The organism is Methylobacterium sp. 092160098-2 (assembly GCF_028920805.1).
GTDB lineage: Bacteria > Pseudomonadota > Alphaproteobacteria > Rhizobiales > Beijerinckiaceae > Methylobacterium > Methylobacterium fujisawaense.
Genome location: NZ_JAQPZJ010000002.1, coordinates 336874 through 349679 on the forward strand (window position 1 = coordinate 336874; position 12806 = coordinate 349679).

Annotated in this window: 8 protein-coding genes; all 8 read left to right on the forward strand. The window is 69.0% G+C overall.

The window, feature by feature from the left end:
- Positions 1 to 20 precede the first annotated feature (20 nt).
- Positions 21 to 1976, forward strand: coding sequence for a GspE/PulE family protein (locus PQI07_RS26970; protein WP_274928108.1), 1956 nt, complete (start codon positions 21 to 23; stop codon positions 1974 to 1976).
- Entirely contained in the window at positions 1973 to 3043 is a 1071-nt protein-coding gene (locus PQI07_RS26975; RefSeq protein ID WP_274928109.1) for a type II secretion system F family protein, read from the forward strand. Before PQI07_RS26970 ends, PQI07_RS26975 begins: the two co-directional genes overlap by 4 nt.
- On the forward strand, positions 3043 to 4098 hold the full coding sequence (locus PQI07_RS26980) for an ATPase, T2SS/T4P/T4SS family (RefSeq protein ID WP_274928110.1): 1056 nt from the start codon (positions 3043 to 3045) through the stop codon (positions 4096 to 4098). Before PQI07_RS26975 ends, PQI07_RS26980 begins: the two co-directional genes overlap by 1 nt.
- 13 nt (positions 4099 to 4111) lie before the next feature.
- Positions 4112 to 4651 (forward strand): type IV pilus biogenesis protein PilM, encoded by a 540-nt coding sequence (pilM, locus tag PQI07_RS26985; RefSeq protein ID WP_274928111.1) that lies wholly within the window; start codon positions 4112 to 4114, stop codon positions 4649 to 4651.
- 89 nt (positions 4652 to 4740) lie between these two features.
- On the forward strand, positions 4741 to 6648 hold the full coding sequence (gene pilV / locus PQI07_RS26990; RefSeq protein ID WP_274928112.1) for a shufflon system plasmid conjugative transfer pilus tip adhesin PilV: 1908 nt from the start codon (positions 4741 to 4743) through the stop codon (positions 6646 to 6648).
- A gap of 48 nt (positions 6649 to 6696) precedes the next feature.
- The gene (locus tag PQI07_RS26995) at positions 6697 to 7077 is read left to right on the forward strand and encodes a response regulator (protein WP_274928113.1); all 381 of its coding nucleotides are present in this window, start codon (positions 6697 to 6699) and stop codon (positions 7075 to 7077) included.
- A 159-nt stretch (positions 7078 to 7236) separates the two neighbouring features.
- Entirely contained in the window at positions 7237 to 8421 is a 1185-nt protein-coding gene (locus PQI07_RS27000) for a hypothetical protein (protein ID WP_274928114.1), read from the forward strand.
- Positions 8422 to 8522: 101 nt separating this feature from the next.
- The gene (locus PQI07_RS27005; RefSeq protein WP_274928115.1) at positions 8523 to 12782 is read left to right on the forward strand and encodes a strawberry notch C-terminal domain-containing protein; all 4260 of its coding nucleotides are present in this window, start codon (positions 8523 to 8525) and stop codon (positions 12780 to 12782) included.
- Positions 12783 to 12806: the final 24 nt, after the last annotated feature.

The window sequence follows — 12806 nt, forward strand, 5'->3', positions numbered from 1 at the left end:
CCACCTGAGCGAGGGCCACAATGGCGATAGTAGACCAGATCATGTCGATGATCGGTCTCGGCTCGAAGCCCGAGACGGCGAAGCCGCGCGCTCCGCGTCCGGCGGCAGGGCAGGCCCAGTCGCGTCCGCGCCGCGGAGCGCCGACCCCGAAGCCGGCCCAGAGGCAGGCGGCACGGGAGCGCACGGACGAACGGCCGACGGGGCGGCAGGAGAAGCCGTCCGCCACTCCGGCCGGCTCCCTGCTTCCCGCCCCCTCGGCGACGGAGCTGGAGCAGTTCGGGTCCGTCGCGCGCCGACCGGCGGTGCTGGACGCCCAGCGGTTCATCGAACCGGGCCGCAAGGTGACGATCCCGAACGGGGTGGCCGCCGACCAAAGGGTCGTCCAGCAGATCCTGTCCTACGTGGGCGCGGTGCTTACGGCCGAGGGCAGCGTCATCAGGACGACCGAGGAGCAGCGCAGCCACTGCGCCGTCCTGGAGAACGGCTATCTGCTCGTCCCCAAGACCGATCCGATCAACCAGCACGTCATGGCGGTGCGCGCCCTGATCGCCCGTCTGGGCGTCAGCATCGAGCACGTCTGGCTCGTCGACCTGGACGTCATCCGCAAGGTCTACGACTTCCACGACCGGCGCTCGCGCGACTTGGTCGTGGGCAGCGACGATCAGCTCAAGATGCAGCGGGCGTTCGTCGATCTCGTGAAGAGGGCGGCCATGATCCGCGCCTCGGACATCGACATGATCGTCAACCGCGATCAGGCGACCGTGCGCCTGCGCGTCCAGGGCGTGATCCAGGAGATCGCCCAGCTCACGCCGCAGTACGCGCACCAGCTCGCCTCGGCCGCCTTCGCCATGGCGGGGGTCAGCGACGTCAACTACCGTCTGACGGACTTCCAGGGCGCGCAGGTCAGCGACGTCAAGCACGGCATGTCGCTGCCGCTGGAGGTGCAGTCGCTCCGTCTGCAGTTCAACCCGATCGCCGGAATGGGCCGGCACATGGTCACCCGTCTGCTCTACGCCGAGCAGGACGGATCGGACCGGGACGTCGACGAACTCGGATACGAGGACTTCCAGATCCGCGACATCCGGCTCCTGCGCCAGATGTCGACCGGCATCATCGTCATCTCGGGGCCGACCGGGTCTGGCAAGTCGACGACCCTGCAGCGTGCGCTGCGCACCCTCTACCGGGAGAAGAAGGGCGAGATAAAGATCATCACGATCGAGGACCCGCCCGAGTACATCATCGAGGGGGCCATCCAGCTCGCGGTCATGAACGCCGACACCGACGCGGAGCGCGCGGAGGCGTTCCGGAAGGCGATCTCGGCCGCCCTGCGCTCGGACCCCGACGTGATCATGATCGGCGAGGTGCGCGACTCGGCATCCGCCAAGCTCGCGTGCGAAGCCAGCATGACCGGCCACCAGGTCTGGTGCTCGCTCCACACGAACGACGCCGCGTCGATCCTCGACCGCCTCCGGGACAAGGGCCTGGAGGAGTACAAGATCTCGGATCCCTCGTTGTTCACGGGCCTGATCGCCCAGCGCCTCGTGCGCCAGCTCTGCCCCCATTGCCGCGTCCCGCTCGCCCGATCCTGGAACCGCATCCATCAGGACATCCGCGACGAACTGCGGATGATCTGCGATTCCGCGGACGGCCTCGGGGACGTCCATGTGGCCAATCCCGACGGCTGCGACCACTGCCGGCGCAAGTCGCCGGGCTACCTCGGACGTACGGTCGTCGCGGAGACGCTCCGTCCGGACGAAGACTTCATGATCCACATCCGGGCGCACCGGAAGATCGACGCCATTCGCTACTGGAAGCAGGAGCTGAAGGGCGTCACCATGCTCGAGCACTCCATCGTCAAGATGCTCCGGGGGCAGGTCGATCCGTCCGAAATCGCGCGCGTGGGTCCGTTCTTCCACTTCGACCGGAAGCGCGTCGCCGACCTCGCCCACCTCATCTCTTCGGAGCGGAAGCAATGACCCTGGACGATCTCAACGAACGCTTCGTCCGGATCCAGTTCGGCAGCGCCCAGCGCGTCCGGCTGTACGAGAAGCTGATCGACCTCCTGCACAACAACATCAAGCTCACGGAGGCGCTCGACATCTGCTGGCAGCACGCCTCGTACGACGGGAAGAAGCCCAAGCGCGTTGCAGCGATCGCGCTGGACACGTGGCGGGTGCGCGTGCGCGACGGCGTGAAGCTCGGCGACGCGATGCAGGGCTGGATCCCGGATTCCGACCGGATGGTGATCAAGGCGGGCGAGGAGGCCGGCAAGGTCGAGGAGGCGCTCCGCAACGCCCTCAAGATCCAGGAAGGAATGGGCAAGATCAAGAAGGCGATCTGGGGCGGCGTCGCCTACCCGCTCGTCCTCATGATGGCGGTCGTCGGCTTCCTCGTGATCTTCGGCGTCATGGTCGTGCCCGCGTTCGACGAGGTCTACCCGCGCGCGAAGTGGCAGGGTGCCGGCGCGTCGATGGCCGGCCTGTCCGACTTCGTCGACGTGTGGCTCATGCCGATCATCGTCGCCTTCTTCGCCGCCGTGATCGTGAGCATCTGGTCGATGCCGCGCTGGACCGGGCGCATCCGGGTCTACGCCGACAAGATCCCGCCCTACTCCCTGTACCGGATGGCGGTGGGCGTGGGCTTCATGCTGACGGTGTCGGCGATGACGAAGGCCAACGTCACCTTCACCGACACGCTCCGGGCGCTCCTTCGGGACGCCAATCCCTGGTACCGGGAACGCCTCACCCGGACGCTGCAGCTGATGAACAACGGCCGGAACCTCGGCGACGCCCTCTACCAGGCGGGGCACGACTTCCCGGACGGCGAGGCGGTGCTCGATCTGCGCGCGTTCGCGGGCCTCGCGGGCTTCGAGGGGCGCATGCAGAAGATGGGCGAGAAGTGGATCGACGTCAGCGTCGATCGGGTGCAGGGTCAGATGAAGATCTTCCAGTACTTCGCACTCGTCTCGATGGCCTTCACGATCGGGTGGCTCGGGGCGGGCCTGCAGAGCGTCCTTTCGCAGATCCAGAGCGGAGTGCAGTGATGTCCGAAGGAACCGTGCCTGCAACCCGCACGCCGCCTCAGGAAGTCTACGCCGCTGCCCGCCAGGCCGAGCAGGACGGCTATCGTCTGGCGCAGCTCGAGTTCACCGACCTCTACATCACCGAGGACGGCACCGCCTTCCTAAAGAACGTGACCGGCGCCTCCGGCGTCCTCGCGCAGATCCCGCGCGGCGTCGTGGAGGACCTCAACGACGTCATGCCGCTCGTGTTCGCGCGCGGGCAGAAGCACAAGCACTTCGCCCTCGAGCACGACGGCGTCCGCTACCGCTGCGCGCGCATGAAGCACCAGGACAACACGACCTATGTGCTGCGCCGCGTTCCTTCGCCGGTGCCGGGCTTCAGCACGCTCGGCCTCCCGAAGGTGGTCGTCCACACCTTCGCGGGATACGCCAGCTCACGGAAGAAGGAAGGTCTGATCCTGCTGGCCGGCGCCACGGGCTCGGGGAAGACCACGACGGCGAGTTCGCTGCTGCAGGCCTTCGTCACCTTCTCGGGCGGCGTCGGCGTGACCGTCGAGGACCCGCCGGAACTCGGCCTCGAAGGCAAGATGGGCGCGAACGGGCGCTGCTATCAGATCACGGTCGAGGACGGCGTCTTCGGCCCCTACATCAAGGACGCGCTTCGGTGGTCGCCGAACTACCTCCTGATCGGCGAGGTGCGCGACTCCCAGGCTGCCTACGAGGCGATCCGGCTCGCGGTCTCCGGCCACCTCGTCATCACGACGATCCACGCGAAGTCGCCGATCGGCGCGATCCAGGCGCTGATCAAGTACGCCTCGGTGCTTGAGAGCAAGGATCTGGTGCAGAACATTCTTTCTGATAGCCTGTCGGCGGTGGTGCATCAGAAGCTCGAGCGCCACCCCGAGCACGGCATGATGCTGAGGGGGGAGTTCCTGTTCGTCGGCGACGATCCGGCCATCCGGACGAAGATCCGCGAGGGCAACATCTCGTCGCTCAAGCAGGAGCTGGAGGCGCAGAAGATCCTGATCGAGCAGGGTCGCTCGCCTCTCCTGTCCTCGGACGAGCGGCGGCGCTGACGAAGGAACGGACGTGTACATCCTCTACGTCCTCATGTTCATGGCGTCGATGATCGCGATCATCGACTGGCGCGGCGACGCGGCGGCGGCGAACGATCTGGCGCGCGCCGACGCCATCGCGACCCAGATGGCCTCGTACCATCAGCAGGTGCTCGCCTTCTGCCAGGACACCGTCTGCCCGGCCGGACCGGTGGCACCCGGCCTCGCCATGCCGTGGCACATGCGCGAGGCGCCGATCTACGGAACCACCATACGGAGCGCCTACGACGGCACGGGCCTCTACGTGACCTACTACGCGGGCATCGGCTCGCCCATCGAGCAGGGGCGCATCGCCGACGCGCTGGCCACCCGACTGAGCGGTGCGGTCAACGCCGGCCGGTACAACAGGGATGCGGGCCAGGTCCTCAGGAGCGTGTTCCGGAAGGATCCGTCGAGCGCTCTGGAGCAGATGTCGCTCGCCGTCCCGCCCGCGGTCGGCGGCACCGATCTGCCGGACGGCGTGCCGATCGTCGCGACCAAGCTCGATGCGGCGGCACCTGCCGCCGCACCCTGAACCGAAGAAGGATCGGGACTTTCGCCGGGATCCGGTAGATGCTCGATCGAAGGCGCAGCCCCAGCGGCACCACCGACGCGAGGTCCAGCATGTCCGTCCGTTCCTTCCGTCCGCCGAAAGGCATCCTGAAGCGGATCCGCAACCGCAAGCGCGGTCTGACGCTGCTGGAGGTCGCCGGCGCGCTCGGCATCGTCGCCGTCGCCGGCGTGGGCTTCGCCAACATGGCGGCGGAGAGCCAGCTCGCGACCAAGGACAAGGCGACCGCGGTGCGCCTCAAGGAGGTCTCCGACGCCGCGGCGGCCTACATCCGCGCGAACTACCCGCAGATCGTGGCGGTGGCTCCATTGGACACGCCCGTCTCGATCGGCATCGTGGCCGGCGAGCCCTCGCCGGCGGGCCTGCAGGATCTCCAGACCGCGGGGTTCCTCGGCAGCAACTTCCAGAACCGGAACCCCTACAACCAGCAGCACGCCGTGCAGGTGATCAAGCGCGCGGCCGCGACGCCCGGATCGCCCGAGCGCCTGGAGGTTCTGGTCAACACCTTCGGCGGCAACATGATCTCGGACCGGTCGCTGCCGCGCGTCGCCACGCTCGTGGGTGCGGAGGGCGGCTACATCCCCGTCGCCCAGGCCGCCTACAACGCGGCCAACGTCGCGCAGGGCACGATCATCGGTTCCTACGGCGGCTGGCGCGCGCCGGTGTCCAACTATGCGGCCGCGGGCGCCACGGCTCCGGCGACCGGCCACGTCGCGTCCACGCTCGGGTTCGACGGCAACTCGATCCTGGCGGACTTCCTCTACCGCTTCCAGGTCCCCGGCATGCCCGAGGCCAACAAGATGCACGCCAGCATCGACATGAGCGGCAACAACATCAACAACGTGTCCGTGGTCTCGGGCCAGAACGGCAAGGTCACCGTCCAGGACGATCTCTACGTGAACCACGACGTCGGGCTGGGTAACGACCTGACGGTGGGCCGGAACGCCGCCGTCCAGCAGGCCATGACCGTGAACGGCAACGGCCTCGCGGGCCAGACGAGCCTGAAGGTGAACCAGGGCGACCTGACGGTCGCGAACGGCAGCGCCGTCGTCAGCAAGGACGGCTCGATCGGCCGCGACCTCGACATCGGCCGCGACATCCGCGCGGCGGGCGTCGTCTACTCGGACATGTTCGCGTCGGAGAACGGGGTGAACTATTCCGTGTCGCCGGCAGCGACCACCACCCTGAGCACCCTCAATCCGGAATTCCTGAACGCCGACACGCTGGTCTACGGCTCGGTCATCGGGAAGACCATCTCGACGCCCAACCCGAACTCGGCCCAGGTCGCGAGCGCGGCGAGCTCGATCACGGATCCCGCCCAGCGCGCGGCCTACCTGAAGAACCTGTCCGCCTCCTACGACGCCGAGGTCCGGAGCAAGGCCGGGACCGGCGGCAACGCCATCCGACTGGGCGAGCTCCTGCCCCGCTACGTCGCCCGCGGCCTCTACATCGTGTCGTCGAACGGAGGCGTGCAGTCCTACGTGAACGGTGCGCTCGCGACGATCGGCGGCGGCGGCCGGGTCCCCCTGCCCTCCTACAAGGATCCGGCCAGCGGCGGGTACGTTCCGGGCTGCGGGACCGGCGACGCGCAGATCTTCCTGTCCAAGATGGACGACTCCTACAGCCAGAACCTCCAGCAGTACCTCGGCAAGAGCTACGGCCAGCCCGGCGTCTCGGCATCCGGCACGGCCTGCGACCAGTACGGCTGCATGGGCGTCGACGTGCACGGCTCGGTCGATCAGGTCGTCGTGACCGACGTGACCCTCGGTACGCTCAACCTCGCCTCGACCGCCACCGTGACCTTCGGGGGCGACGCGTGGTACGTCGGCATCGGCGGCACGCCGAGCGGAGTCAACGGCGCGGGACAGCCGGTTCCGCGCACGGTGCTCGCCCAGACCTTCTGCCACTTCAACTTCGACGACTCGAAGTACGGCGGCGCCGAGTACGGTCTGCCGCATTGACGAAGGGACGGGCGGCATGCCCGTCCGTACGGACAACCGGAGACGCCGATGCCGACAGCGCTGGTCGTGGAGGACGATCCCGACGTGAGATCGATCGCCCGCGACATCCTGGAGGAGGCCGGCTTCGACGTCGTCGAGGCGGCGGACGGTGACCAGGGTCTGGCGAAGCTCGCCGGGCCGGAACACCTCGACGTGCTGGTCACCGACTGGGACATGCCCGGCCGGGTCGATGGAATGGGCCTGCTCGCCGAGGCGGCGAAGCTCCGACCGCAGATGGCCCGCGTCATGGTGTCCGGCTGCACGGCCGGCGGGAGCGTCGGCGACGTGACGATCCTTCCGAAGCCCTATCGGTCCCATCAGGTGATCGCGTCGGTGCGGGCCGCGATGGAGTCGCGCCTTCCCGCGACCGGGCGGACCTCCGCATTTTGACTTTTTCATAGGTCTCCGCTTCTTTGTTCGTGCAGGCTCGGAAGCAACGGATCGATCAGGATCCGTGGCCGCTCCTGCACCGTGCCGACGACTCCGTTCGGCTCGGGCAAGATGGCACGTGGGTGTCCCATAAGGCCCCTGATCGGAAGGAACGGTACGATGGCATTCAGCAACAAGAGCGCAGGCGGCGGCGGTCCCCTGCCCCCGAGCCAGAACGCGGCCTTCGAGGTCCTGAGCTACGACGTCAAGGACAGGAACCGTCCGTCCGTCGACGACACCTTCCAGGGCATCCTGCTGACCGAGGCGTTCGGCCATCCCGAAGGAACCGAGCTCACCTTCAAGATGCGCAGCCTGCCCCCGAAGGGCGAGACCATCCACGGCATGGCATACGGCTCCTCGAAGCCGAAGCTGCCCCCGACCTCGGTGGCCAGCGAGGGCATCCGCGGCGGCCAGGGCATCGCCGAAGGCGCCTACGTCGACCGCAAGAGCGGCGTCGTCGTCATGAACTGGCTCACCATGAAGGTGCGGCAGCCGGAGACCAACATCGACCAGCTGCTGGTCGGCCAGTACTTCTCGGTCGACAGCGAGCGGAAGAACAACAACACCGGCCGGGTCAATCAGGCCCGCTACATGTACGACGTCAACAACGCCGTCGTGCTGCCCCGCGTCGACGCCGAGACCCTGCTCGCGATGGTCGGACCGCACCTCGAGACGCCCGGCGCCAATCTCGGCGGCGAGCCCGGGTTCCTGCTCCGCGGCATCGACCTCGACAACTTCAAGGACGAGGCGTTCCAGGCGACGCGGTTCACCGTGCCGCGTGTCGAGGAAGGCGGCGTCTACCGGACCGCGACCGCGCAGGAGGCCGTCGCGCGCTTCATGGAGAGCGACGGCGCCAAGAAGTTCCTGGCCGCCCTGATGGATCCGAACGATCCGGTGAAGCGCCCCCTCATCGAGATCGTCCCGACCGCGCGCATCCGGACCGGCAAGGACTCGCTTCCGAGCGAATCCCAGAGCGGCAAGGACGATTCCCGCTTCTTCAAGCTCCCCGTCCCGGACACGGAGTACTTCAACCACTACATCGGCCGCGGCCACACCCACATCCGCTGGCAGGACCCGAAGACGGAGGGCGGCGACGGCTCCTTCTTCTCGACCCTGACCCTGCCGATGCAGCGCTACGACACGCCGATGTACGCGCCGGCGGAGATCCCGACCCCGAACCTCCCGCCGGAGGTCGCCGACTTCTTCCACGCACGCGCGGAGGAGATCGGCCGTAAGATCACGCCGCGCAACAACGCCCCCGCGCCGGCGGCGGACGAGCCGTCCTCGGGACCGGCTCCGCGCTGATCCGTCCGGGGCCCGAATGGGCCCCGCACTGAAGGAACGAACCGAAGGGGTGGCGAAAGCCGCCCCTTCATTCTTTCGTGGGTCCGCGTCATTGTGGTGCCATGACCCACCGCCCGTGGCCCAACCTCGCCGCATACGGCGCGCAGCTCCGGATCGCCCTCTTCCGCGAGCCCGAAGGCGCGCGCGCGGCCGTCCTCAGCTGCAGGAACGCGCTCTCGCCCGTGCAGGCGGCGCGTCTCGCCGGCATGGGCTTCGTCAGGATCGTCCGGGACAAGGAGGTCTATGCACGGCCGGGCGATCTCGTCGACCTGGATCGTCTGCGTCAGATCTTCCCCAGCGCACTGGCGATGCGCACCGCCGACGAGGTGATCTTCTTCCACGCCGAGCGCTCGCCCTTCACCGCGGCCGCGCCGGCCCCCGAACGCACACCGGAGCCTGCGCGCGCCGCCGAGCCGAAGCCGAGCCCGGTACCGCAGGTGGGACACCGCCCGCTCCGGATCGCGCCGTCGGCGGTTCCGAGCCGTCCGCCGGCGGTTCCCGGCCCCGCGGTCCGGACGGCCTATCCGGATCCCGTTCCGGCGACGCCCCGCTCCATTCCGCCCCGGCCTCCCGCGGTGGCGCCTCCGCCGTCTCGGCCGCAGTCGGCCGCCCAGGTCCGACCGGTACCGTCGGCTCCGCTGCCCCCCGCCGCCGCGCCCACGGGTGCCCCGGCCCGTCCCGTCGCGTCGATACCCCGGTTCGACAAGCCGGGGGCCGTGGATACCTCCGTCAAGGTCGCGACGACCCTCCGCCCGGCGCTCGCGCTCGCGGAGGATGCCGAGAGCCTCGCCGATGCCGCCCTGGGCGATCCCGAGCGCCCGAACCGGTTCCAGGCCAAATACCGACCGGCCAGCCGCGTCGGGACGCCGATCGCCATGATTCCGGCGAACCTCGCCGTTCCCACGGCGAAGGCCCTGGGCCGGGTCGTCGACGAGGTCGGCGACATCGACGCCTTCACGGCGGACCGGCTCGGCTGGTCCGTCGCCAGGATGGCCGAGGTGCTTTCCCCGGAGCAGGTCGACGCCGTGGCGCTGGCCCTCCATGCCGCCGACCGCAAGCGGGGCCTCATCGTCGCCGATCAGACGGGCCTCGGCAAAGGCCGCGTCATGGCGGCCATCATCCGGGCCTCCATCCTGTCCGGTCGACGCGTCGTCTTCTTCACCGAGAAGGAGAACCTCTTCAGCGACATCTGGCGGGATCTGCGGGACATCGGCAGCGACGATCTCGTGGGCCGCCCGTTCATCCTCAACACGGGATCGCGGATCGTCGACACGGCGTCGCCCGACAGCGAGGTCCTCCACGCCGCGCTGAAGGCGTCCGAGCTGAAGAAGGTCATCGCGGCCGGCGTGCCTCCGGAGGGCTACAGCCTGTTCCTGGCGACCTACAGCCAGCTGAACCGGCCAGGGCCGAAGGTCGACTTCCTCGCCGCATGCGTCGAGGAGGGGCACGCGATCGTCGACGAATGCCACAACGCGGCCGGCGACTCGGCGACCGCGGCCGGCGTGGGACGCATCCTCGATACGTCGAACTCGTCGACCTACTCCTCCGCCACGTTCGCCCGCGGGGCCGAGAACCTCGCGACCTACCTGCCCGTGCTGCCCCCGTCCCTGCGGGACGCGGATCTCGTCCATCTCTACAAGGCCGGCGGCCACGCCTTCGCGGAGGCGCTCTCGCAGGCGCTGGCCGAGGAGGGCGTGCTCATCCGGCGCGAGCACGACCTCTCCAACATCCGCATCGAGGTCCGCGACGACCTCGCCCGTATCGACCGCAACCGCAGCTACGCGGACGCCCTGTCCCCGATCCTGGCCGACCTCGCGCGCCTGTCCCGCATCGTCGACGCTCTCGCCGACCAGCAGAACGAGCGGAACGAGGACGTCGTGGCCCAGGCGGCCAACGCCGCCGAGCGCAAGGCGGTGAAGGAGAAGTGGTACACGATCAACTTCGGAGCCTGCCTGTCCGGGATCATGCGCCAGTTCCAGACGGCGCTGGAGGTGGACTTCTGCGTCGAGACCTGCGTCGAGGCGCTGAGGAGCGACGTGAAGCCCGTCGTGGTCATCGAGACCACGATGGAGGCCCTGATGCGCCAGCTCGCGGAGGCGGCGGAGGCGGCCGATCCGGACGTGGCCGAAGCGGACGAGCCTCTGGTCGACGGCGACGACGGCCCGGCCGAGGAGGGTGAGAGGGCGCCGGACTTCCGCGACGCGCTGCGCCTCATGGTCGACCGGATGTCCCACCTGATCGTCAAGCGCGACAAGACCGATCCCGAACGCGTGCCGGCCGAGCACGACGACGTGCAGACCCTGCGCACCAGCCTCCTGGACAGGATCGAGTCCTTTCCCGAGCTTCCGTTCTCGCCGATCGACGAGGTCCGAAACCGCGTCGAGGCCGCCGGCCGCTATCTCCACGAGCAGGGCGAGATCCCGGCCCCCTGGGTCATGGACGAGATCTCGGCGCGCGGCATGAAGGTCGAGCGCGGCAGCTACGTGCCCATGCCGCCGCGCGACCGCAACACCGTCATCGCGGGTTTCAACGGCGGCCGGATCGACGGCCTGGTGGTGACGCGGGCCGGATCGACCGGCCTCTCGCTTCACGCCAGCGAGAAGGTGGCGGACCGCCGGCAGCGGCTGATGATCGAGCACCAGATCCCGGCGAACGTCGTCGAGCGGGTCCAGTTCTGGGGCCGGGTCAACCGGCGCGGACAGGTCAACGAGCCGGGCTTCGCAACGCTCTCCACCGGCCTCCCGATGCAGGCCCGTCCGCTGGCGATGCAGAACAAGAAGGTCGCCGACCTCTCTGCCAACGTGTCCGGCAGCGCCGACAACGCGACCTCGATGGACGTCCCGGACATCCTCGACACGATCGGGAACGAGATCGCCCGGGCCCTTCTCGAGGAGCGGCCGTCGCTCGCCGAGCGCATGTGCATCGCCATGAAGGTCGATCCCGAGGCCGCGGATGCGGAGCTCTACTTCGTCAACAAGATCCTGCAGCGGCTGGTCCTGCTCTCCTCGGAGGAGCAGGATGCGCTCTTCGCCGAGATGCTCGACCTCTACGGCGACCGCGTCCGGGAGATGGAGGCCGTCGGTCGGCACCCCCACGGATCGCGCGAGCTCGACGGGAGATGGCGCGTCGTCGAACGGGAGACGTTCGCGGGTGCGGACGACCGGGACGGGGACGTGTTCGGGCGCCCCGTGTTCCTCACGACGATCGAGACCCTGCGCCAGACGAAGCCCCTCCGGCGGACGGACGTCGCGGAGGCCGTGTACGAGGCCAACAGGCGCCTCGAGGCGCACGCGCGCGCGTCGCGGACCTACGGCCTGTTCGAGGACGACGTCCTGCACCTGAAGGCCCTGCGGGAGAGCCTGCTCGCTGATGCGCTGCCCAGGCGCTTCGCGAGCGTCGAGCAGGCGCTCAACGCGTCCGGTCCGAATTCCGTGAAGATCGCGGACGCGCGAGGCCGCCGGTTCAGGGAGATCCTGGCCTACGTCCGGCCCGGCCTGTCGCTGTCGGCCCCCGACGAGGACGGACGGCAGATGACCGGGGTCGTCGTCGACGTGAGGCGCCCCTCCGCGGACGAGATGCACCTGCCGGGCCGCTGGATGGTCCGGTACGTCCTGCCGGGCGACGAGAAGCCCCGCGAGATCTCAATCGCCACGCTCGTGCGCGAGCAGAACTACAATCTGAACGAGCCGATGAAGGGACGGCCGCTCGACCACGGCTGGCCCAACTTCGACGCGATCCCCGGCGGGCGCGTGAAGATGGAGCGCAAGGTCCTCGACGGAAACCTCGTCGCGGCCGTCCGCATGGCGGCCGAGAGCGCGGAGGGGACCTTCGGCAGCGCGGTGGCCTACGTCGGCGAGGACGGGGTCAGGCGCAAGGGCGTCCTCATCCCCAAGAGCAAGCAGAGCCGCCTGCAGAACCTTCCGGGATTCACGTCCCTGCCGGAGGTGGCGCTGGCGGTCCTGCGCACCGGCGGGCGCCTGGATTCGACCGCCGGCTCCGACAAGTCGCTCGCCGCCTCCATGATGCTCGAGGGCCGCTCGCTCGTCGTGCAGCTGCCCTGGGGCCGCAACAAGAAGGCCGCCAAGCCCTATCTGACGTCCGGCGAGTTCGAGCGGGCGGTCGAGGGCGTGGCTCCCCGCGACGAGAGCAACTACCGGGAGTATCGGATCCCGCTGGATCTGGCCGAGCCGTGCCTGACAGCGGTGCTGGCCGTCGCCGGCCGGATGCACTTCGCCGGCCGCTACAGGAAGATCGCGCTCGAGGCGGCGGCGAACGACGCCGCGCCGGTCCCCGAGCGGCGGCCCATGGCCGCGATGGCCTGATGGGCCGCAACGGCATGATCCAGC

Excerpts from the sequence above, each read along its gene's own strand:
- PQI07_RS27005 (WP_274928115.1), top strand. The coding sequence starts at position 8,523 with ATGACCCACCGCCCGTGGCCCAACCTCGCCGCATACGGCGCGCAGCTC.
- PQI07_RS26980 (WP_274928110.1), top strand. The coding sequence starts at position 3,043 with ATGTCCGAAGGAACCGTGCCTGCAACCCGCACGCCGCCTCAGGAAGTC.
- PQI07_RS26970 (WP_274928108.1), top strand. The coding sequence starts at position 21 with ATGGCGATAGTAGACCAGATCATGTCGATGATCGGTCTCGGCTCGAAG.
- PQI07_RS27000 (WP_274928114.1), top strand. The coding sequence starts at position 7,237 with ATGGCATTCAGCAACAAGAGCGCAGGCGGCGGCGGTCCCCTGCCCCCG.
- PQI07_RS26995 (WP_274928113.1), top strand. The coding sequence starts at position 6,697 with ATGCCGACAGCGCTGGTCGTGGAGGACGATCCCGACGTGAGATCGATC.
- pilV (WP_274928112.1), top strand. The coding sequence starts at position 4,741 with ATGTCCGTCCGTTCCTTCCGTCCGCCGAAAGGCATCCTGAAGCGGATC.
- PQI07_RS26975 (WP_274928109.1), top strand. The coding sequence starts at position 1,973 with ATGACCCTGGACGATCTCAACGAACGCTTCGTCCGGATCCAGTTCGGC.